The organism is Bacteroides uniformis (assembly GCF_025147485.1).
GTDB lineage: Bacteria > Bacteroidota > Bacteroidia > Bacteroidales > Bacteroidaceae > Bacteroides > Bacteroides uniformis.
In genome coordinates, this window is sequence record NZ_CP102263.1 from 976440 (window position 1) to 998787 (window position 22348).

Annotated in this window: 17 protein-coding genes; 14 read left to right on the top strand and 3 right to left on the bottom strand. The window is 47.8% G+C overall.

Features of this window, described 5'->3' with window-relative positions; genetic code table 11:
• The first annotated feature begins 38 nt into the window (after positions 1–38).
• The 6 genes from NQ510_RS03715 (at position 39) to NQ510_RS03740 (ending at position 9687) form a co-directional block, all read left to right on the top strand.
• Complete coding sequence (locus NQ510_RS03715; RefSeq protein ID WP_005830708.1) at positions 39–3419, top strand: SusC/RagA family TonB-linked outer membrane protein; 3381 nt, start codon at positions 39–41, stop codon at positions 3417–3419.
• Between the two features lie 31 nt (positions 3420–3450).
• On the top strand, positions 3451–5133 hold the full coding sequence (locus NQ510_RS03720; protein WP_034525936.1) for a SusD/RagB family nutrient-binding outer membrane lipoprotein: 1683 nt from the start codon (positions 3451–3453) through the stop codon (positions 5131–5133).
• Positions 5134–5434: 301 nt separating this feature from the next.
• Positions 5435–6943 carry an amino acid adenylation domain-containing protein gene (locus tag NQ510_RS03725; protein WP_005830713.1) on the top strand — a complete coding sequence of 503 codons (1509 nt, stop codon included), beginning with the start codon at positions 5435–5437 and terminating at the stop codon, positions 6941–6943.
• Positions 6944–6951: 8 nt separating this feature from the next.
• A complete protein-coding gene (locus NQ510_RS03730) occupies positions 6952–7194 on the top strand; it encodes an acyl carrier protein (protein WP_005830717.1) in 243 nt (80 codons plus the stop codon).
• Between the two features lie 3 nt (positions 7195–7197).
• A complete protein-coding gene (locus NQ510_RS03735) occupies positions 7198–8586 on the top strand; it encodes an MBOAT family O-acyltransferase (protein ID WP_005830719.1) in 1389 nt (462 codons plus the stop codon).
• 12 nt (positions 8587–8598) lie between these two features.
• Positions 8599–9687 carry a hypothetical protein gene (locus NQ510_RS03740; RefSeq protein ID WP_005830721.1) on the top strand — a complete coding sequence of 363 codons (1089 nt, stop codon included), beginning with the start codon at positions 8599–8601 and terminating at the stop codon, positions 9685–9687.
• Here NQ510_RS03740 and upp read toward each other — a convergent pair.
• Positions 9630–10289: a uracil phosphoribosyltransferase gene (upp, locus tag NQ510_RS03745; protein ID WP_005830723.1), complete on the bottom strand. Its 660-nt coding sequence runs from the start codon at positions 10287–10289 to the stop codon at positions 9630–9632. The genes NQ510_RS03740 and upp overlap by 58 nt on opposite strands.
• Before the next feature lie 292 nt (positions 10290–10581).
• Between upp and pckA the strand changes: the two genes are divergently transcribed.
• Both pckA and NQ510_RS03755 read left to right on the top strand, forming a co-directional pair.
• Positions 10582–12189 carry a phosphoenolpyruvate carboxykinase (ATP) gene (pckA, locus tag NQ510_RS03750; RefSeq protein ID WP_005830728.1) on the top strand — a complete coding sequence of 536 codons (1608 nt, stop codon included), beginning with the start codon at positions 10582–10584 and terminating at the stop codon, positions 12187–12189.
• A gap of 137 nt (positions 12190–12326) precedes the next feature.
• Entirely contained in the window at positions 12327–12974 is a 648-nt protein-coding gene (locus NQ510_RS03755; RefSeq protein ID WP_005830732.1) for a nitroreductase family protein, read from the top strand.
• A gap of 90 nt (positions 12975–13064) precedes the next feature.
• Here NQ510_RS03755 and typA read toward each other — a convergent pair whose 3' ends face one another.
• Positions 13065–14864, bottom strand: coding sequence for a translational GTPase TypA (typA, locus tag NQ510_RS03760; RefSeq protein ID WP_005830735.1), 1800 nt, complete (start codon positions 14862–14864; stop codon positions 13065–13067).
• Positions 14865–15022: 158 nt separating this feature from the next.
• On the opposite strand from typA, the gene rpsO reads away from it, so the two are divergent.
• The 6 genes from rpsO to NQ510_RS03790 all read left to right on the top strand — a co-directional run bounded on the left by rpsO (position 15023) and on the right by NQ510_RS03790 (position 21729).
• The gene (gene rpsO, locus NQ510_RS03765) at positions 15023–15292 is read left to right on the top strand and encodes a 30S ribosomal protein S15 (protein WP_005830737.1); all 270 of its coding nucleotides are present in this window, start codon (positions 15023–15025) and stop codon (positions 15290–15292) included.
• A gap of 92 nt (positions 15293–15384) precedes the next feature.
• Positions 15385–16272, top strand: a complete 888-nt coding sequence (locus NQ510_RS03770) for a helix-turn-helix domain-containing protein (protein WP_005830741.1) — start codon at positions 15385–15387, stop codon at positions 16270–16272.
• A gap of 13 nt (positions 16273–16285) precedes the next feature.
• Entirely contained in the window at positions 16286–16774 is a 489-nt protein-coding gene (locus NQ510_RS03775) for a DUF4251 domain-containing protein (RefSeq protein WP_005830743.1), read from the top strand.
• A 143-nt stretch (positions 16775–16917) separates the two neighbouring features.
• Positions 16918–19242, top strand: a complete 2325-nt coding sequence (locus tag NQ510_RS03780) for an outer membrane beta-barrel family protein (RefSeq protein WP_005830745.1) — start codon at positions 16918–16920, stop codon at positions 19240–19242.
• Positions 19243–19419: 177 nt separating this feature from the next.
• Positions 19420–19995 carry a helix-turn-helix domain-containing protein gene (locus tag NQ510_RS03785; RefSeq protein WP_005830747.1) on the top strand — a complete coding sequence of 192 codons (576 nt, stop codon included), beginning with the start codon at positions 19420–19422 and terminating at the stop codon, positions 19993–19995.
• 87 nt (positions 19996–20082) lie between these two features.
• A complete protein-coding gene (locus tag NQ510_RS03790) occupies positions 20083–21729 on the top strand; it encodes an AMP-binding protein (protein ID WP_034525939.1) in 1647 nt (548 codons plus the stop codon).
• Positions 21730–21834: 105 nt separating this feature from the next.
• Here the strand turns inward: NQ510_RS03790 and NQ510_RS03795 are convergent, their stop codons facing one another.
• Positions 21835–22326: an S-ribosylhomocysteine lyase gene (locus tag NQ510_RS03795; RefSeq protein WP_005830754.1), complete on the bottom strand. Its 492-nt coding sequence runs from the start codon at positions 22324–22326 to the stop codon at positions 21835–21837.
• Positions 22327–22348: the final 22 nt, after the last annotated feature.

The window sequence follows — 22348 nt, forward strand, 5'->3', positions numbered from 1 at the left end:
ACATTTATAATAAGATAAATCAATTATTTTTCAGTAGTATGAAAATCAGGATGAGAAAACGGTGTGACATTCCACATTCAGCGTCGCACTTCCAAAAAAGTTTGATTATTGCAAGTTGGTTATTAGCATTTCTTTTCACCGGAACAGCCTTCGCACAAGAAAGCCGAACCATTAAAGGCATTGTGAGAGATGTAACAGGAGAACCGCTTATCGGTGCCAGCGTCATACAGAAAGGTACCAACAACGGCGTCATTACCGATGTGGACGGTAACTTCACACTGACCGTTCCTGCAGATGCAACACTCTCTATCGCTTACATGGGCTATGCTACCCGGGAGATAAACCTGGCAAAACGAAAAAAGCAAGGCGACCTGAAGATTACACTCAGCGAAGATACCCAGCAACTGAAAGAAGTCGTAGTAACGGCAATGGGTATCAAAAAAGACACGAAACGTGTCGGCTATGCCATCAGTACCATCAGTGCAGACGAATTGGTAAAGGCAGGAGCACCCAACTTTGCCTCTGCCATGTACGGTAAAGCACCGGGAGTCCGCATCACACAGACACAAGGCGGTTCTGCCGGAGCTGTCTCCATCAACGTACGCGGACTGACTTCCATCACTGGAAATAACCAGCCACTCATCATTCTGGACGGTGTACCCATCCGCAACGGCGGCACGGGTAAAGGCACGGACTTCGCCGAATTTGGCAACGACGGACAAATCCGTTCCAATGGTCTGGTAGACATCAACCCAGAGGACATCGAGAGCCTCAGTATTCTGAAAGGAGCTTCTGCCACAGCTCTCTACGGCTCGGAGGCTGCAAACGGTGCGGTAGTCATCACTAGCAAGCGCGCCAAAAGCGGCAAGCTGACGGTGGACTTCAATGCCCAAGTCATGGCAAACTTACCGGCTTATCTGCCAAAAGTACAGACCGTATACGGGCCGGGAACCTACAACACCGCATACAGCGATTATGAGAAACAGACGGGAGGCTTCTATCAGAGAACCCTAAACGGACAAAGCTACAAAAGCCTCCGTTCCACCACCTTGTCCTTCGGCCCGAAATACGACGGCAGCGAGGTACTTTACTGGGACGGGAAGATGCGCCCCTACCAGGCACTGACCGACAACCCGTGGAAAGAGTTGTTTCGCACCGGCTGGACCCAGACTTACAATCTCGCCATCTCACAAGGGACGGAAACCACCAGCAACCGCTTCTCCTACACATTCATGGACGAGATTCCCAATGCCCTGACCGGAAGCTTCACCAAACACAACTTCAAGCTGACCGGTTCGTATCAACTGGCGAAACCGCTGAAACTGGAATACTCCCTTAACTACATCGTACAGAATGTAGAAGACCGCCCGCAAACCTCGCTCAACCTATACAGCGGTTTCGGCAACATGTTCTCCACCTTCCTGGACATTCCCTATCTGAAACAAAGTTACGTCACCAGTCTGGGATACCGTAATACCTTTGTCGGAGGAAACGCCACGCTGACTCCCGAGGAATCATGGGCCTACGACCCCAGTTACGCCACCGGAGTGAACAACATGCTGTGGAATATGTACCATCACCATAGCGACGAGACAGAGAACCGGCTCATCGGTATGATTCGCCCCACCTGGCAGATAACCAACTGGCTGAGTCTGCGCGCCCAGGTTTCAACTGATATCACAGATGTGAAGCAAACACTGAAATATGAAAGCGAACAACCCAATTCCCTATACGACCCCAACGGTAGCTTCCAGTCCATCAACCGCCGTTACGACATTGTCTATGGAGATGTTATGTTGAACTTCAACTATAATATCAACCGCTTCGACATTGCCGCCACCGTAGGCTGGACCGGACGCTACGAAAATATGAACAATATGAGGGTCTCCACCAATGGCGGGCTTGTCACGGAAAACTGGTTCGACCTCAATGCCAGCCGCTACACGCCAAGCAGTACTCTGCAACGTATGGAACTACTGAAAACCGGCTATATGGGTACACTGAGCCTGGGATGGGACAACTATCTATTCCTTGAACTGACCGGACGCCAGGAACGCTCGTCTACCCTAAAAGACCAGAGTTTTTTCTATCCTTCCGCCAATCTGAGTTTCCTCTTCACCCAAGCCTTCCACATGCCGTCATGGTGGAACTATGGAAAATTGCGCCTCTCATACGGTATCGTAGGAAATGCTCCTGAAACCTATACCGCCAATATCGTCTACGAGCAAGGTTCGGACAACGGATTCACCTGGAACACCATTCCCTCTTCATGGGGGAATGCAGATATCCGTCCGGAAAAGAAATACGAATACGAGATAGGTCTGGAAAGCAAGTTTTTAAATAACCGGTTGGGTATAGATATATCCTACTACAACAACCGTGTAAAGGACCAGATACTCTCCACGCCGCAACCTTCCACATCAGGCGTAAAGAATGTGTTGATGAATGTGGGCGAGGTAGCCAACCACGGCTGGGATATATCAATCAGTGCCACTCCCATACTGACCAGAGATTTCCGCTGGGACCTGACAGCCAACTATGGTGTATATAAGAACAAAGTAGTGAAACTGGCCGATGGAGTGCCCTATCTGGAAATACTCAACTCCGGAGGCAGCGGAATAAAAATACAAGCTGTGGAAGGCCAGCCAATGGGTGACATCTATGCACAGGTTCCCCAAGTGAACGAAAACGGTGAGTACCTCGTTTCCGATAAAGGTCTTTACCTCAACCAAACTGAATTGCAGAAAGTCGGCAACATCAATCCGGCAGGCGTAGGAGGTCTATTCAACTCTTTCTCCTACAAGAATGTATTCCTCGATTTCAGTATCGACTTCCGCATCGGAGGAGATGTCATCAACGAAATGAACCAATATGCCACCGCAGTGGGTCTGACACCCGAATCCCTGAAGTACCGTGATACGGAACACGGCGGACTATCCTATTACTATCCGGGCGACAACAATTCCAGCGGAATTCCGGTACAAGTAGACCCTTCCACGGGTGCCGGCCCCAACGGAGAGATAATCTACCACGACGGCATCATTCTTCCGGGTGTAGTGGCCTCCACTGGCGAAAGAAACACACGTATCATTCCGGCAGGCTATTACTACAACACCACCTATAATTGGGGAACGGAGGCCGAACAGCTGACATACCGCCATTCGGTATTCGACAATTCTTATGTCAAACTGCGTGAATTGACCATCGGCTACCAATTTCCTGAAAAGATGATCTCCAAACTGGGACTGGGCCGGCTGAGTGTGTCGGTCTTCGGACGTAATCTCTTCTACTTCTACAAAGCACTGAAAAACTACGATGCGGAGTCGTCCGTCGGAACATCCTGGGCCAACCAGGCTACCGTGGGAAGTTCTACCACAGCTACCCGCAGTTTCGGTGTTTCACTTCGTGCAAGTTTCTGACAAAACAACCATCCAAAAAACAACAAAGAGTATGAAAAAGACAAAGATATTATCTCTTGTTTCATTGGGAGCATTCCTCTTGACAACATCAGGCTGTACGGATTATGACTTCGACAGCAAATACGAAGACCCCTCCAAAGTAACCCAAGTCACCATCAGTAATCTGATGGTAGGAGTCTTCCAAAAAGTAAAGGACTATGATGTTTACGAATACAACCGGTTCTTCGGATTCGATTCACAGTTTACGGGCAAGTATGCACAAACCTTCGGCTACTCCAACACTACGGATATGTATACCCCCGGCTATATACCCGCTATTGACGGACAGTGGGACAATGTGTATTCGGCACTGGCCCAGTTCCGCAAGCTGGAATCTCTCTACGAGGAAGAAAGCGCGGCAGAACAAGCCCAGGACGAGGCATTCTATCTTGCCGCCAAAGTACAGTTGTACGATTTCTTTGCCGCCACAGTGGACGTTTTCGGGGATATGCCTTTCTCGGAAGCTTGTACGCTGCCGCTTACCAACGATGTAGGTAAATCGTATGCTCATTATGACAAGGCCGAGGATATTTATAAAACCATTCTTGACGAGCTCAAAGAAATTGCTCCGCGGTTCCGCTCCATCCCCACACCGAGGAACTTCAATACACAAGACTTTATCAACAACGGGGACATGGACAAATGGGAACGCTATGCAAACTCCTTGCGACTGCGCCTTGCCATGCGCGTAGCCGCGCAAGGAGACTTGCAGGCGGAAGGCCGTACCGCCATCAAGGAAATCCTGGAAAATCCGTCAGCCTATCCGTTGATAGAGGAACAAGAAAACAACATTCTCATTGTCAACCAGAAGTCTGGGCAACTGAACTTCACCGCAGGCCACGGACTGGGTGACTGGGTAACCAACCGACTTGCTTCGGGCGCCATCATCGACCGCATGCTGGGCCATGGCAACTATGATATGACCAGCAATGACCCACTGAGCGGCGTTTATGTGAAAGGAGAAGACGACCCGCGCATCCTGCTCAACTTCAATCCCGTGAAGATTACCAACCAAAACACCGGTCAATTGGACGAGCACCGTTATCTGGGTACAGACCTTACCGTGGCGGATGAGCTGACGGAATATTACAACTCGCAGGCACAAGACGAAGTCAATACCAGCAACACCGGTTTCTCACAAATCACGCAGAAAGGTTTCTTTTGGGAAAACGACAAATTCGACATGCTGATAATGGCCTCACCCGAAATCCATTTCCTGAAAGCGGAAGCCTATGAAATGGGGTATGGAGTGGCAAAGAATGAAGCGAAAGCGGAAGAAGAGTTCAAAAAGGCTGTCAGCCAGTCCATCACGCTTTACTACTATTACGATTCGGTAAGTACGGGTGAAAACGCACGCCGGTATGATGCCCCTACCGCCGAAGAAACCGCCTCTTTCGCCGCTGCCAAATGGAACAGCACGAAATATACAGACAAGATGGATGCCATCATTACCCAAAAGTGGCTGCATTTCGGTTTCCTAGCCAGTCGTGAGGCATGGAGTGATATCCGACGTACCGGCTATCCGTCCGGCCTAGCCTTCCCCGAAGTGGCCGGTACCATCACAAATGTGCCGAACCGCTGGAGATACCCGAATACGGAAGTCAACTACAATCCCTACTATAAAGAGGTGTCAGCCGAAGACACTTACTACCACAAACTGTTCTGGGCAAAATAAGGACTTTGTTCGCAAACCCATTTTGCCCGAAGAGTATATCATACTCACCACAGAATAACACGGATTAACACAGATTGCCTTAGGAGTTCTGATAATAAAGAGCTTTTAGCAGTGTTAATCCGTGCTATCCTGTGGTGAGTATGTATTTGCCCCCTCTGTTTCTTTTATTCCGAACAGTATCCCTCCTTTTTTAGAAATCTTAAGGATTTCCCGGTAGGGAGATTGCGGGAAACCACTGTCTTTAATGAACGACGGACAAACATCGCTTCCGCAAAAACTGAACTATAACATAACGGACTAAATGAAAAAGTATCCAAATGACTTGATTGGCGACATCATGAAAGCCTTCGGCAAATATGCCGACCGACCGGCATTCGTCATCGAAGACACGGCCTGCACTTATGGAGAGCTGGCAACTTGCGTACAGAAAATATCCTCCCTATTCAAGGACAGAGAAGACAAAATTATCGGCATCGTCGCAGAAAACAGACTGGAAACATACGCATCCATACTATCTGCACTGATTTGCGGAAAGACATACGTCATCCTGCATCCTTCCTACCCCAAACATAGGAACGACAGAATTGCCGACTCGGCAGGCATTCGCCTCGTGCTGCATACCGAGAATATCCATGTCTTGAACCTCGACACCCGGAATCTGGAACTGATATGTACCTCCGAAATAGAGCAGGCAGAGAACTCCGCCACGTTCCATGCCGCAGAAGACATCCTCCATACGGCAGAAGAGGAAAATGCCTACATCATCTTTACCTCCGGAAGCACGGGCGAACCCAAAGGAGTACCCATCTCCCGCCGTAACCTGAATGCTTTCTATACCGCCTACCACCGCCTCGACTGGCAACTGGACGAGAACGACCGGATGCTGCAGATGTTCGAACTCACTTTCGACGTTTCCATCGTATCCTTTCTATATCCGCTGACGCTGGGTGCTTGCATATACACCGTTTCTCCGGAAGGCGTGAAATACATCAACGTAATTGAAACTCTGGAAAAATACGACCTGACCTTCGCTGCCGTGGCCCCTTCACTGCTCCAGCTGCTACGTCCCTATTTTCCGGAGATACACCTCCCCGCACTTAGATATCTAGTGGTTACTGCCGAGGCTTCTGACGCGGAGCTGTTGGATGCTTTCAGAAAATGTGTCCCCAATGCCTCTTTCATAAACCTATACGGACCGACAGAGGGAACCATCTACTGCACTGCCTACCGGATACCCGTCACCTCCTGCAAGCATCACAACGGCATGACCGCTATCGGAAGGCCTTTCGAAGGCATCGATGCCCTAATTATGGATAACGACGGTCGCCCGCTGCCTACCGGAGAAACCGGCGAACTATGGATTAGCGGCAATCAAGTGATGGGTGGATACTGGAATGCTCCCGAAAAAAACGGGGAATGCCTCGTAGAGACCGCCAATGGAAAAGTATACTACAAGACGGGAGACCTCTGCCGGATGGATGCCGACGGTGACATCATCTATTGCGGACGAAAAGACTCACAGATAAAGATACAAGGATTTCGCATTGAGCTGAGCGAGATTGAACATGTGGCAAAAAACTTTTTCAACGGTGAATGCCGTGTAGTCGTCATTCCCAAATACGACAACGACAACCAGTGCGAACTGCATCTCGTCGTAGAGAAGAAACAGCTCGACAAACAGCAGATAGAGGAATATCTGTATAGCAGGCTTCCCTACTACATGATTCCCAAGCATATGCATTGCCTGGAACAGTTTCCGCTGAACACCAGTAGCAAAACAGACAGAAAGAAAATACAAGAACTAATTTAAACTTGACAATGGATACACAGACTATTTTGAATGAAATGAGCCTCATCTTTCGGGAGGTACTGAAAAGAGAGAACATTGTACTTGACAATGAGACCACCGCCCAGGATGTGGAAGGATGGGATTCACTGACCAACATGCAACTGATAAACAAGATAGAGAAGAAATTCAATGTACGCTTCACCTTCAGAGATATTGTAAAACTCAAAAACGTGGGAGACATCTGCCATGCCATTTTAACCAAAACCAACTAGGAAATGTCATTCATATCCCTGAACTTCGTCGTACTGTTTGCGTGTACTTTCATTCTATACCATACGCTTCCTTCACGATTCAGAAAAGCGACCTTACTGACAGCCAGCTGCCTCTTCATAGGCTTCTACCACCTCACTTTTCTGATAACGGCCCTCATCCTCACGCTTACCACCTTCTACCTTGGCAAATGGATAGGACAGACCAAGCGGGAAAGCAGCATGAAGGGAATTTATTTTTCAGGTGTGTGTTTTCTGGTCGTGAGCTGGTTGGCATTCCGGTATGCCGACCGGCTTACAGACTGCCACATCCTTTTTCCGCTGGGAATCTCTTTCTATACTTTCCAGGCCATTTCGTACCTGACAGAAATCTATTGGCAAGAAGAAGAACCGGAAAAGAGCCTGCCCGACTTCATGATATACATGCTCTTCTTCATGAAGTTCCTTTCCGGTCCCATAGAAAGGGCAGGTGACATGCTCCCCCAACTGAAGTCCTGCAAAGCTACGGACTATGCATCCATGGTCTACGGAATGAGACTGATTGTCGTGGGACTGATAAAGAAACTGATACTGGCCGACTCCATCGCCCCATACATAGACGGTGTCTTCGGGTCGGTATACACAGCCTCAGGCGTGCAATTGCTGATGGCATGCCTCCTATATCCGATAGAGCTGTATGCCGACTTCTCCGGATATACCGACATCGCATTGGGAGGAGCGCGCATGCTGGGATTCAAGCTCAGCCCAAACTTCAACCGGCCGTTCATTGCGCAGACCACTGCCGACTTCTGGCGCCGATGGCACATGTCGCTTTCATTCTGGGTACGCGACTATCTGTACCTCCCGTTGTCCTCGAGCCTGCGTGGATGGGGACAATGGGGCGTATTTCTAAGTCTGGCGCTGACCTTCACGGGACTGGGTATCTGGCATGGTGCCGGATGGAACTTCGCTGTCTACGGACTAATTCAAGGTGTCATCATCTTCTACGAGATGAAGACCACAGCATTTCACCGCAGACTGAAAGCCCAATTGGGAAGCCGCTTATATGCCACATTATCCGTCGTAAGGACCTACCTACTTTTTGCCGTATCTCTGATATTCTTCCGGGCAAGTTCTATGGCCGAAGCGTTCCACTACATCAGCCACCTCTCCTTCGGCGTACATTACAGTTGGAAGGAAATGAACATCGGAATGCCGGACCACAACAGCATTGTGGCAGGAAGCGCACTCGTACTGATATTGGTTTACGAATATTTCATGTCCAAGCATGATTTGCTGGAAGCCCTCGGACGACAGCCGGCAGCCGTAAGATGGAGTATCTATTATCTGCTCGCCATAATACTTTTCACACTGGGACAGTTCAACTCGGACAGCTTCATATATTTACAATTTTGACAATAAAGACACATGATGAAGAAAAACAGCGAACGGAACGCAGCCATACGTTTCATGAAAAAGCTCTTTATCCTTTTTATCCCTTTTATAGCCCTACTGGCAGTCTATTTCCTGGACGACCCTTTCATGGTCCTGAAGAACTATGAACGATACGACCAAACCCCGGTTGTACTAAACGAAGGGCACGTGGGGTGGCAGATGTATCTGAACAACCGGGATACCATCCCCATCGACTCCTATATCATGGGAAACTCCTGCACTATGGCTTATCAATGCCATGAATGGGAGAAATACCTCCACGGCGGAAGAGCCGTACGGCTATTCGGAAATGCCGAAAGCCTTGCCGCCGTCTGCCTGAAGCTGAAGGCACTGGACAAGGCAGGTGCAACAATCAAGAACCTACTGCTGATTATCGACAAGGAATCATTGCACAACGACCGTTGCCTCACCGGACATTCCAACATTCTGCCGCCCGCCATATCGGGAATAAGCAGCTTCAAGTTTCAGAAGGAATTCTGCCAAGCCTTCTTCTACCCGAACTTTCTCTTCCCCTATCTGGACTACAAGCTGTTCCATACCTATCGCCCTTACATGAAAGGGGTTATAAACCCCTATGGCTCCACCCGAAACCCGGTAACCAATGACGTGTTAAATCCCAGAGAGAAAATGATAAAGGAAGAGGGAGATAAGTACTGGGAAAACCGGAAAGGAGAATTCACCAAAGAGAAAATGAAGAATTATAGAGACGGGAAATACCGGGAAGCCCCCCAAGTGCTCAGGGAAAAGCAAATCAATCTGTTGCAGGAAATAAAGTGGATTTGCCGGAAACATGATACCGATGTAAAAATCATTATCAGTCCCGACTACCTGCAAGTCAACATAAACCCTGCCGACGTAAAGACACTGAAGCGCTTCTTCGGAAAACGGAATGTATTTGATTTCACCGGTATCAACGAATACACGGAAGACATCCACAATTATTATGAACCGGGTCATTATAGGCCCGCACTTGGGAAAAGGCTGATGGAAAAGATATATGAACCTTATATCTTGTCACCGAACGCCAAATCTCCGGCATCTCCCAGCCCGGGAACGATATAGGAATGCTCGTTCATCTCCGGGTCGATTGCTGCACACCACAAGGTCACTTCATCTCCAGGGAACAGCTTTTCCAGATGCTCTACGCCCTGCTGGCTGGCTATGACACAAGCTATCTGCAACTTGGCCGGCATCCCCTTGGTGACGAAGGCCTTCCAGGCCAATTCCATACTTTCTCCCGTGGCAAGCATCGGGTCTACAATCAATAATGTCTTCTTGGACAAATCCGGAGTAGCGATGTATTCGATGTGTACATCCACCGTACGGCATTCCTTATCCTTATAATAACGGTAAGCGGAAACAAAAGCATTCCCGGCATGGTCGAACATATTCAAAAACCCAGTATGCAAGGGCAGCCCAGCACGGAAAACAGTGGCAATCACCACCTCGTCATCGGGTGTGCTGACCGACGCCACTCCCAAGGGAGTCTGTACCTGCTTGACAGAATACGTCAGTTCCTTACTCATTTCATACGCCATTATCTCTCCAATGCGTTCAATATTACGGCGGAAACGCATACGGTCGCCCTGGACTGCTACATCACGAATTTCTGCCACGTATTGGTTCAAGACAGAATTTGTCTCGGCAAAGTTGATAACCTTCATAATTATAGAATGTTTTGATGTGCAAAGTAAACGAATTTCACCCAATTTGCAACATTCAGTTAGCAGATATTGTTATGGTTTTATAAAAGATTTCCTATTAGAGAAAAATTTCTCTAATAGAGCTTTTCTTTAAAAAGAAAGTATTACTTTTGTAGGCGAAAAACAAGGGACCTGCTGAAAAGCAGGAAAAAAAGAGCTTTTCTACACCCGTTTTTCCTTGTAAATCAAAGGTAAAAGAGATTAAGGAAAGAGATTATAAACCAAATACCAACATTTTAAATCATTAAAAGAAATGGCAAATTTAGATTTAAGCAAGTACGGTATCCAAGACGTGAAGGAAATTATCCACAACCCGTCTTACGATGTACTGTTCGCAGAAGAAACCAAACCAGGTTTGGAAGGTTTTGAAAAAGGTCAGGTAACTGAACTGGGTGCTGTAAATGTAATGACAGGTATCTATACCGGTCGTTCTCCTAAAGATAAATTCTTCGTAATGAATGAAGCCAGCAAGGATTCTGTATGGTGGACTTCTGAAGAATACAAAAACGACAACAAACCTTGCTCTGAAGAAGCTTGGGCTGACCTAAAGGCTAAGGCTGTAAAGGAATTGAGCGGCAAGCGTCTGTTCGTTGTTGATACTTTCTGTGGCGCCAACCCCGCTACTCGTATGAAAGTACGTTTCATCATGGAAGTGGCATGGCAGGCTCACTTCGTAACTAACATGTTCATCCGCCCGACTGCTGAAGAACTGGCTAACTACGGAGAACCCGATTTCGTATCATTCAACGCTTCTAAGGCAAAAGTTGACAACTACAAGGAACTGGGTCTGAACTCTGAAACAGCTACTGTATTCAACTTGAAGACCAACGAACAGGTTATCTTGAACACTTGGTACGGTGGTGAAATGAAGAAGGGTATGTTCTCTATCATGAACTACAAGAACCCGTTGCGTGGTATCGCTTCTATGCACTGCTCTGCCAACACTAACATGGAAGGTACTGACTCTGCTATCTTCTTCGGTCTGTCCGGTACTGGTAAGACTACCTTGTCAACTGACCCGAAACGTCTGTTGATCGGTGACGATGAACACGGATGGGATGACGAAGGTGTATTCAACTACGAAGGTGGTTGCTACGCTAAGGTTATTAACTTGGATAAAGAAAGCGAACCCGATATCTACGCTGCCATCAAGCGTGACGCTCTGTTGGAGAATGTTACAGTAGCTGCTGACGGTAAGATTGACTTCGCTGACAAGAGCGTAACAGAAAACACTCGTGTTTCTTATCCTATCTACCACATCAATAACATTGTTAAACCGGTTTCTAAGGGTCCTCACGCTCACCAGGTAATCTTCTTGTCTGCTGACGCATTCGGTGTATTACCTCCGGTATCTATCTTGAACCCTGAACAAGCTCAGTACTACTTCTTGTCTGGCTTTACTGCTAAGTTGGCTGGTACAGAACGTGGTATCACTGAACCGACTCCGACATTCTCTGCTTGCTTCGGTGCTGCTTTCCTGAGCCTGCATCCTACTAAATATGCAGAAGAATTGGTTAAGAAGATGAACAAGGTTGGTGCTAAGGCATACTTGGTTAACACTGGTTGGAACGGTAGCGGCAAACGTATCTCTATCAAAGATACTCGTGGTATCATCGACGCTATCCTCGACGGTTCTATCGACAAGGCTCCGACGAAGGTTATTCCTTTCTTCGACTTCGTGGTTCCTACTGAATTGCCTAATGTAGATCCGAAGATTCTTGATCCTCGCGATACTTACGAATGCGCTTGCCAATGGGAAGAAAAAGCAAAAGACCTGGCTGGCCGCTTCATCAAGAACTTCGCTAAGTTCACTGGCAACGAAGCTGGTAAGGCTTTGGTTGCTGCTGGTCCGAAGCTCTAATCTGACAATAAAGTTAGAAACATATGGAAAAGGTATCTCCTCCGGGAGATGCCTTTTTTCTTTTTTAATATCTCTATCTCATTGATAATCCGAAAGTTTTAGTAGTTTTGCAGAAACCATTATTCAAATAAAGCAATATGAAAAGTATCAGATTGATGTTGGCAGGCGCAAGTTTGTTGCTGCTCTGCAGTTGCGGTGCCCAGGTCCAGAAAGAGACCCAAGTTGCCAATGCAAATGAAAGCAAAGAGAATACGGTGATTGAAACCATCATGTCACGCCGCAGCATCCGCCAGTACAAACCGCAAGCCGTGAATCGCGACACCATGCAGATTATCCTGGATTGCGGTATCAATGCACCCAACGGACAGAACAAGCAATCGTGGGAAGTGCGTGTAGTGGATAACCCGGATTTCATCAACGGAATTACGGAAATCTACAAGAAGGAAAATCCCAAAGCCGCCGAAGACCCGAAATTCAAGAACATGTTCCGCAACGCTTCTACAGTAGTATTTATTGCCAATGACCCGTCTTATGACCTTTCACAGATTGACTGTGGACTGTTGGGTGAGAATATGATTCTATCAGCCTGGTCCATGGGAATCGGTTCTTGCTGCTTGGGCGGTCCCACGCGCTTCATGACCTCTACTCCGGCTGCTGCCGAATACCTGAAGAAACTGGATATTCCGGAAGGCTATCAGCTACTTTACTGTATCGCTTTCGGCTATCCGGACGAAACGCCCGCTGCCAAACCCCGTAATGCGGCAAAGGTAAAATTCATCGATTGACTTTCGTTTGAATGACGACAATAAAAAGGAGTGCCTCACCTTTCGGCAGGGCACTCCTTTCATATATAACAACTAAAACTCTTCTGTTTATCAGTTCTTGTTTGCGCGTTTACGCTCAAGCTCATCGAGGATAACCTTACGCATACGCATTGATTTAGGAGTAACTTCCACATATTCATCCTCCTTGATGTACTCCAGTGCCTCCTCAAGAGAGAACTGTACGGGAGGAATCAGACGTGCCTTGTCATCCGAACCACTGGCACGCATATTGGTAAGCTTCTTGGACTTCGTTACATTAATCACCAAGTCGTTGTCATGGGAATGCTCGCCCACTACTTGGCCTGCATAAACCTCTTCCTGCGGGAAAATGAAGAATTTGCCGCGGTCCTGCAACTTGTCAATGGCATAGGCAAAAGCCGTACCGGACTCCATGGCAATCATAGAACCGTTGGTACGCCGTTCAATCTCACCCTTATACGGTTGATATTCCTTAAAACGGTGTGCCATGATAGCCTCGCCGGCAGAAGCGGTCAACACATTGGTACGCAGACCGATGATACCGCGCGACGGCATGTCGAACTCAAGATTTACACGTTCGCCGGCACTTTCCATCTTCACCATTTCACCTTTACGACGGGTCACCATATCAATCATCTTGCTGGCATATTCTTCGGGAACATTGATGGTAAGCTCTTCAATAGGTTCGCATTTCACGCCGTCAATCTCCTTGAAGATTACCTGCGGTTGCCCTACCTGCAACTCATACCCTTCACGACGCATGGTCTCAATCAGTACGGAAAGATGAAGCACGCCACGGCCGGAAACAATCCACTTGCCGTCTTCCTCGCTCTTGCGCACGCGAAGTGCAAGATTCTTATCCAACTCCTTCATCAAACGGTCGTGGATGTGGCGGGAAGTAACAAACTTACCTTCCTTACCGAAGAACGGAGAGTCATTAATGGTGAAGAGCATACTCATCGTAGGTTCATCAATGGCAATAGGCGGCAACGCTTCCGGATTTTCGTAATCGCAGACCGTATCTCCGATTTCGAATCCTTCGATACCTACCAACGCACAGATGTCACCGGAAGACACTTCCTGCACCTTTACACGGCCCATACCTTCGAATGTATGCAATTCCTTGATTTTTGATTTCACGATACTCCCGTCACGCTTTGCCAAAGACACATTCATGCCTTCTTTCAATATGCCACGGTGTACGCGGCCCACAGCAATACGCCCGGTATACGAAGAATAATCCAGCGAAGTAACCAGCATTTGCGGTGTACCCTCCAACTGTTCGGGGGCAGGAATATTCTCCAAGATACAGTCCAGAAGCGGATAAATGTTATCAGTCGGCTGCTGCCAGTCGGTACTCATCCAATTATTCTTGGCAGAACCGTAGATAACGGGGAAATCCAGCTGGTCCTCGGTTGCATTCAGGCTGAACATCAAGTCGAACACCATCTCGTACACTTCTTCGGGACGGCAATTTGGCTTATCCACCTTATTCACAACAACGATAGGTTTCAGACCAATCTGCAGAGCTTTCTGCAATACAAACCGTGTCTGCGGCATAGGACCTTCGAAAGCATCCACAAGCAGAATGCATCCATCCGCCATATTCAATACACGTTCCACTTCACCTCCGAAGTCACTGTGTCCCGGAGTATCAATAATGTTAATCTTGGTGTCTTTGTAGTTGATAGAAACGTTCTTTGAGAGAATCGTTATACCTCGTTCACGCTCCAGGTCATTGTTATCCAACATTAATTCACCTGTGCTCTGGTTGCTGCGGAAAAGGTTTCCGGCCAAAAGCATCTTGTCAACGAGCGTCGTTTTCCCATGGTCCACATGGGCAATAATTGCAATGTTTCTAATCTTTTGCATATAATACCTATTATTTTCAAGCGACAAAGTTAGTGATTTTGGATTAGATATGCAGTATAGATATGATTTTTTTGCTGAATATCATTGTGATATAAAAGTTTATCCCTATCTTTGCAGCCCCGAAAGGGAATATTTATAATAACTTTTAATTAAACATTATGTATTTAGACGCTGCTAAAAAGCAAGAAATCTTCGGCAAATACGGAAAGTCTAACACTGATACTGGCTCAGCTGAGGCTCAGATAGCTTTGTTTTCCTACCGTATTGCTCGTCTGACTGAGCACCTTAAGCTCAACAGAAAGGATTATAGTACAGAAAGAGCTTTGACTATGTTGGTAGGTAAACGCCGTGCGTTGCTGACTTATCTGAAGGACCGCGACATCACCAGATATCGTGCTATCGTCAAAGAACTCGGCTTGCGTAAGTAATCTACTTGCGGCAAAACCATTAAAAAAGGAAGTTTTCCAAAAGGAAACTTCCTTTTTTGTTTATAATCCGATTTATACCTAATTTTGTATCCATGAAAAGAAAAGTATCAGCAGCAAATCTTTCGATAGCAATCACTTTTCTATTGATACTGCTATCATTCGGCTTCGGTTATCGCAGCTATTCGCAGGCAGAACAACGTGTGGTCTCTGACCTGAACCAGGCACTGCAACGCACAGTATTGCAGAACAAGGGATTATGGTTGAATGCGGACACAATCCAGACTTATGCCAAACTACAAGAAGTGATAGGTGCCCCCGTTTCTGTAAACGGTTCCCACAGAGCCTTTACCGAAGCATTGTCCATCACCGGATTGAAAGATGTCTCTACCCTTTCGCTGCATATACTGAAAAAGAACTCTCCCGCCACCGTATTCAATGAGATTCCTGCCGGATGTCTTGCCAGCGACACATTGGTATGGCTCTCCACCACAGCCGATGCATCTGGACTGACACTTTCCTTCCGGGGATATGCCCGTTGCTCAGCTACCATGCTGTTCAGCTTATCCAAGCAGACAATTCCGGCAACATTGCTATTGGCCGCCCTGCTGTGGGGAGGATTCACCTTTTTCTATTTCCGTCGGCGCACAAAGACTAATGCCAGTAACGGGCAGCAACAAGAAAACTTCATTACCTTCGGCAACCTTTCGCTTTCCCTCCAGGAAGCCTGCTTCTATAACGAACAGCAGGAAAAGCTAAAACTCACCCCCATGCAGTACACACTGATGGAGATGTTCTACCTTTCTTCCTCACACCTACTTTTCAAATCCGACATCTGCCAATCGCTATGGCCGGGAAAAGACAATGCAGACGAAACGCTTTACACATTGATACGGCGTCTGAAGCCCATTGTCGAGGATAACAGCAACCTCAGAATAACAACAGATCGTGGCCGCGCCTACGGACTGGAAATAAAAACCTAAACATTATAGAATCATGAAGACTAACAAACTTATCCTATTAGGGCTAATCTGCCTGACTGTCGCAATGCCGACAACCGCCCAAAACCGTAACGAAAAGAAAGAGCGCACTGAACGTGCTGTAAAAGAAGCTATTGCTGCTAAACAATACAAAATCAACGTAGATCGGATGCAACCGATGAGAGGCGGTAGCCGTAACTTGACCACCAACTACACACTGGAAATCAGAAACGACTCCGTTTTCTCTTACCTGCCTTACTTTGGAGTGGCCTACAATGCTCCGTATGGAGGAGGCAAGAGCCTGAATTTCAATGCATCCATCACCGGATACACAACCAGAGCACTCAAAAAAGGCAAAATCCAAATAGACTTCAAGACCCGTAGTGATGAAGACAATTATGAGTACCGCCTCACCATCTTTCCCGATGGTTCTACCAGTATCCATGTGCAACCCATGAACAAACAGTCCATCTCGTTCACCGGAGAGATGGATACAGAAAAGTAATCATCTTCCCCCTTTAAAAGGACAAAAGAAAGTATTGTCAGTCTATTGTCAGGCAAATGTCAGACAACTATCCGCTTTTTGTTTCTTCCATCCCGGCAGAAAGCGGATACCTTCGTGTCCCGAAATCAAACAACAACCGGAACATGAAACAGATAATATGTATTCTTGCCCTGCTCCTAATGAGCGTCACGACAACAAAAGCACAAACCAGCCCGGCAACACCCTCCATCCGAGGTAAAATTCTCACAGAGGAAAAGCAACCGATAGAGTTTGCCAACATCGCCCTCCTTTCCGAAGATTCCACCTTCATACAAGGAACGTGTAGCCGAAGCGACGGTAGTTTTGAACTTCTCCCTCCCACTCCCGGAAACTATCTACTACAAGTTTCTTCCATCGGTTACAAAGCCCTTTGCCAGCCTTGCCCCACCGGGAGTACCCACAACTGGATATTGCAAACCGATGCCGTGCTACTTGCGGAAACCGTCATCACCGCCGCCCGCCCCGTTTTCCGACTAAAGGGCGGAAAGTTGGAGACAAGCGTACGGCAAACCCTGCTCGCATCCTTGAATGATGCCAACGACGTATTGAAACATATCCCCGGACTACGCTCCTCTGATGAGGGGTATACCGTTTTTGGCAAAGGGACACCGGTCATCTATATAGATAACCGCCTTCTGCAAGACAACTCCGAACTGCAACGCCTCTCTGCCGCCGATATTGAAAAAGTGGAGCTCATCACCAACCCGGGTGCAGAGTACGATGCTACCGTTAAAGCCGTTGTACGCATACGCACCGTACGTAACAAAAGAGACAGTTTTGGCGGTAATTTCCGTGCAGGAATCACCCAACGGAGACGCAACAGCCATTACGGACAAGTCAATCTGAATTATCAGAAGAAAGGACTGTCCCTGCTGGGCATGCTGTACACCAATTATGAAAACAGAAAACGCCACCAGGAGGTTCGCTACCAGATACCGTCCGAAATACAATGGGATGTAAATAACCGGGTTCACTTATATAATAAGGGACTACTTGCCGGAGGAAAAGCAAGCGCCAGTTACGACTTCACCCCCCAACACAGCCTCGGTGCCTCCTATGAGTTTCATCGTACCCCCGATTATCACAGCAGTGACCATTCGGCATATACCGTCCGGGCAAATGAAGAATTGGCCGATCACACCATACATTCCTCCCAAAACTTGCAGCAAACCAACCGGCACCAGCTGAATGCCTACTATCAGGGCAGCATAAAGCAACTCCACATAAACTTCAACACCGACCTGGTATACGGCAAAAGTTATAATCACCAGGAGGCTCAAGAAGAAAGCCAGACCGAAGGCAATCGCGACATCAGCTCTTTCAACCACGCCGACAACCGCCTTTATGCCGCCAAGTTGATTCTGACCCATCCCCTTTGGAAAGGTGAACTGAAGACCGGTGCCGATTACACCTTCATCCGGCGAAATGACAATTTCCTGAACCGGCAGCACATACTTCCCGATACAGACAGTCGAATCGACGAAAGCAAGTCCGCCGTCTTTGCCGAATACTCACTGACATTAGGAAAAATCAGCCTTCTTGCAGGACTGCGCTTCGAGCATGCCGTCTCCGACTATTGGGAGCAGGAAAAGTACGTGTCCGGTCAAAGTCGTACTTACAATGACTGGTGCCCCAACCTATCGGTAGACTTTCCTCTCGGCAAAGCCCAAGCCAATCTCAGCTATACAGCCAAAAGCAACCGCCCCAGCTTCTTCCAGCTACGTAGCACACTGAGTTATAACAACCGTTTCATCTACGAAGGCGGAAACCCACTGCTCACCCCCGAAACCAACCACGACCTGCAGTTCACGGCCCTTTACAAGTGGGTACAATTCGGACTTAACTACCAATACCGCCGCAATGCCATTGCCTTCATGACCAAAGAATACGAGGACAATCCGGATGTTGTCATCTTCACTACCGGAAATTTCAAACGGATGCAGTATCTCACCGCCTCTGCCCATCTGTCACCCACCGTCGGCATCTGGAAACCGGAGCTCGGCATTTACTTCGCCCAACCGTTCTTCAAAGTCACCAATCAAGGCAGTAGCAAGAATATGAACCGCGGCAGCATTTACCTCTTTCTGCAAAACAGTCTCCAGCTTCCGGACGAGTGGACTCTCTCCCTTGATGCCGACTACCAGAGCGAAGGCAACTTCGGCGCCATGCTGCAACGTTCCTATTGGGGCATAGACGCTGGCATCCGCAAAACATTCTTCAACAAAAGGCTGACGCTCGGACTGCAAGCCAATGACCTGTGGAATTCCCGGTATGGCTCCTTCATGCTGTTCGGTCCCCGGCTGACCTATACGAAAAAGGCAAACCCGGACTCGCGCAGCTTCTCCCTGAACCTAAGCTATCGTTTCAATGCAGCAGGCAAAGCGTACAAAGGAAAGCACGTATCGGAACAAGACTTGAAGCGGCTATAAACAGAACTTTGGGGAAGAAAGAGAAACAGAACAGAAGAATATTATACAAATAAGCCGACCTGCGGAGATATTTCAGCAATATTTTCCCTCAGAATGTTGCATCAAGTAAAAGTTTCTCTTATTTTTGCGGTTTAAGAACTATAAATTATAACTTTTCGACCCCAAAATACTATCATTATGGATACCAGCAAAATTGTAGGAGAAAAAATAAAATCACTCCGTGAAAGCCAATCCATCAGTATGGAAGAACTGGCACAGCGTTCGGGACTTGCTATCGAACAGATTGAACGTATAGAAAACAACATCGACCTCCCGTCACTGGCTCCCCTCATCAAGATAGCTCGTGTGCTGGGTGTACGTTTGGGAACTTTTCTTGACGACCAGGATGAGAACGGTCCCGTGGTCTGCCGTAAGGACGAGTCGCAGAACAGTATCAGTTTCTCCAACAATGCCATCCACAGCCGCAAGCATATGGAGTATCATTCACTCTCCAAATCCAAAGCCGACCGCCATATGGAGCCGTTTATCATTGATGTGGCCGCTACGGACGACAGTGACTTTGTACTCTCCTCACACGAAGGCGAAGAATTCATCATGGTGATGGAAGGGACCATGGAAATCAGTTACGGCAAAAACACCTACCTGCTCGAAGAAGGTGACAGCATCTATTACGATTCCATCGTTCCGCACCACGTACACGCCTATGAAGGGCAGGCAGCCAAGATACTTGCAGTAGTTTATACACCAATTTAAATTAATGGAAAATTAAAAGGTGAAAATGGAAAATGATAAATACTTTCTATTTTCACCTTTCAACTTTCCACTTTCAACTTCCACATCATGTTATACGAACGTACCCTCGGCCAATGGTTGGAACATTGGGCCGAAACAACACCAGACAAAGAATATATCGTTTACTCTGACCGCAACCTGCGCTTCACCTGGAGCCAGTTCAACCGCCGGGTGGACGACATGGCCAAAGGACTTATCGCCATCGGCGTGGAACGGGGAACACACGTAGGTATCTGGGCAGCCAATGTACCCGACTGGCTGACTCTATTATACGCTTGCGCCAAGATAGGTGCCGTCTACGTAACGGTAAACACCAACTACAAACAGTCCGAGCTGGAATATCTCTGCCAGAACTCCGACATGCATACCCTCTGCATCGTCAATGGCGAAAAGGACAGTGACTTTGTGCAGATGACCTATACCATGCTTCCGGAACTGAAGACTTGCCAACGCGGACACTTGAAAAGCGAACGTTTCCCTTATATGAAAAACGTCATCTACGTGGGGCAGGAGAAGCACCGGGGCATGTACAACACGGCCGAAATACTTCTCTTGGGCGACAATATAGAAGACAGCCGCCTGAATGAGCTCAAAAGTCAGGTCACTTGCCACGATGTAGTGAACATGCAATACACCTCCGGCACTACGGGATTCCCGAAAGGCGTCATGCTGACCCACTACAACATTGCCAACAACGGTTTCCTTACCGGTGAGCACATGAAGTTTACCGCCGATGACAAGCTCTGCGTCTGCGTACCATTGTTCCACTGCTTTGGCGTGGTACTTGCCACCATGAACTGCCTGACACACGGCTGTACAGAAGTAATGGTGGAACGCTTCAACCCACTGGTAGTGCTCGCCTCTATCCACAAGGAGCGCTGCACGGCACTTTACGGCGTACCCACCATGTTCATTGCCGAACTGAACCATCCGATGTTCGACATGTTCGACATGTCCAGCCTCCGTACGGGTATCATGGCAGGTTCCCTCTGCCCGGTAGAGCTGATGAAGCAGGTGGAAGAGAAAATGTACATGAAGGTAACCAGCGTTTACGGGCTGACCGAAGCTGCTCCCGGAATGACCGCCACCCGGATAGACGACCCGTTCGATGTACGTTGCAATACCGTAGGACACGACTTTGAACATACGGAAGTAAAGGTTATCGACCCCGAAACCGGAGAAGAGTGTCCCGTAGGCGTACAAGGTGAAATGTGCAACCGCGGATACAACACCATGAAAGGTTACTACAAAAACCCGGAAGCCACGGCCGAAGTCATTGACGAGAACGGTTTCCTGCACTCGGGAGACCTTGGAATAAAGGACGAGGACGGCAATTACCGCATCACAGGACGCATCAAGGACATGATTATCCGCGGTGGTGAAAATATCTATCCCCGCGAGATAGAAGAGTTCCTCTATCAACTGGAAGGCGTAAAAGACGTGCAGGTAGCCGGTATTCCCTCTAAGAAATACGGTGAAGCCGTAGGCGCTTTCATCATCCTGCACGAAGAAGTGGATATGCACGAATCGGATGTACGAGACTTCTGCATCGGCAAAATATCCCGCTACAAGATACCCAAGTATATCTTCTTCATCAAAGAATTCCCCATGACGGGAAGTGGCAAGATACAGAAATTCAAGCTGAAAGACCTGGGATTACAGCTTTGCAAGGAGCAGGGGATTGAGATTGTGTGATAATAAAGGATAAGAGATAAGGGGTTAGCGATTAGGGATTATTTGGGGCCGCATAGACTTTAATATAGGCATAAACCCATCCTTAATCCCTAATCGCTAACCCCCTTATTTTTCTTCTTTTTCCGGATACTTCATATTCTCCTCTTTCATCTGTTCCAAGACCTCATGCAGGTATTTGGCAGACTCCCATTTAGCCATCGGAAGGTCGTGGAGCAGGTAGTTGCCGCAATCTTGCGGAGCGGCACCGGGGACTTCACCTTCATATTCGGCAACAAAGCGGAAGGTGTCCTGCATCAGTGTCAGTATGTCCTGCGGCTTCAAGTCACCTTTCATCAGCAGATAATTACCGGTGAGGCAGCCCATGGGGCCCCAATAGATAATCTTGTCCTGCCACTGCGGGTCGTTGCGCAGGTAGGTGGCGGCAAGGTGTTCGATGGTGTGCAGAGCACCTTGTCCCAAAGCAGGCTCACGATTGGGCTCTTTCATACGGATGTCGAAAGTAGTGACTGTTTCTCCGTTCACTTCATCCTGGCGGGATATGTAAATGCCGCGCAACAAACGGATGTGGTCGATTGTAAAACTAGGAATCTTCTTCATGAGTTATGAGTTATAAGTTATG

Excerpts from the sequence above, each read along its gene's own strand:
- NQ510_RS03715 (WP_005830708.1), top strand. The coding sequence starts at position 39 with ATGAAAATCAGGATGAGAAAACGGTGTGACATTCCACATTCAGCGTCG.
- NQ510_RS03720 (WP_034525936.1), top strand. The coding sequence starts at position 3,451 with ATGAAAAAGACAAAGATATTATCTCTTGTTTCATTGGGAGCATTCCTC.
- NQ510_RS03725 (WP_005830713.1), top strand. The coding sequence starts at position 5,435 with ATGAAAAAGTATCCAAATGACTTGATTGGCGACATCATGAAAGCCTTC.
- NQ510_RS03730 (WP_005830717.1), top strand. The coding sequence starts at position 6,952 with ATGGATACACAGACTATTTTGAATGAAATGAGCCTCATCTTTCGGGAG.
- NQ510_RS03735 (WP_005830719.1), top strand. The coding sequence starts at position 7,198 with ATGTCATTCATATCCCTGAACTTCGTCGTACTGTTTGCGTGTACTTTC.
- NQ510_RS03740 (WP_005830721.1), top strand. The coding sequence starts at position 8,599 with ATGATGAAGAAAAACAGCGAACGGAACGCAGCCATACGTTTCATGAAA.
- upp (WP_005830723.1), bottom strand. The coding sequence starts at position 10,289 with ATGAAGGTTATCAACTTTGCCGAGACAAATTCTGTCTTGAACCAATAC.
- pckA (WP_005830728.1), top strand. The coding sequence starts at position 10,582 with ATGGCAAATTTAGATTTAAGCAAGTACGGTATCCAAGACGTGAAGGAA.
- NQ510_RS03755 (WP_005830732.1), top strand. The coding sequence starts at position 12,327 with ATGAAAAGTATCAGATTGATGTTGGCAGGCGCAAGTTTGTTGCTGCTC.
- typA (WP_005830735.1), bottom strand. The coding sequence starts at position 14,864 with ATGCAAAAGATTAGAAACATTGCAATTATTGCCCATGTGGACCATGGG.
- rpsO (WP_005830737.1), top strand. The coding sequence starts at position 15,023 with ATGTATTTAGACGCTGCTAAAAAGCAAGAAATCTTCGGCAAATACGGA.
- NQ510_RS03770 (WP_005830741.1), top strand. The coding sequence starts at position 15,385 with ATGAAAAGAAAAGTATCAGCAGCAAATCTTTCGATAGCAATCACTTTT.
- NQ510_RS03775 (WP_005830743.1), top strand. The coding sequence starts at position 16,286 with ATGAAGACTAACAAACTTATCCTATTAGGGCTAATCTGCCTGACTGTC.
- NQ510_RS03780 (WP_005830745.1), top strand. The coding sequence starts at position 16,918 with ATGAAACAGATAATATGTATTCTTGCCCTGCTCCTAATGAGCGTCACG.
- NQ510_RS03785 (WP_005830747.1), top strand. The coding sequence starts at position 19,420 with ATGGATACCAGCAAAATTGTAGGAGAAAAAATAAAATCACTCCGTGAA.
- NQ510_RS03790 (WP_034525939.1), top strand. The coding sequence starts at position 20,083 with ATGTTATACGAACGTACCCTCGGCCAATGGTTGGAACATTGGGCCGAA.
- NQ510_RS03795 (WP_005830754.1), bottom strand. The coding sequence starts at position 22,326 with ATGAAGAAGATTCCTAGTTTTACAATCGACCACATCCGTTTGTTGCGC.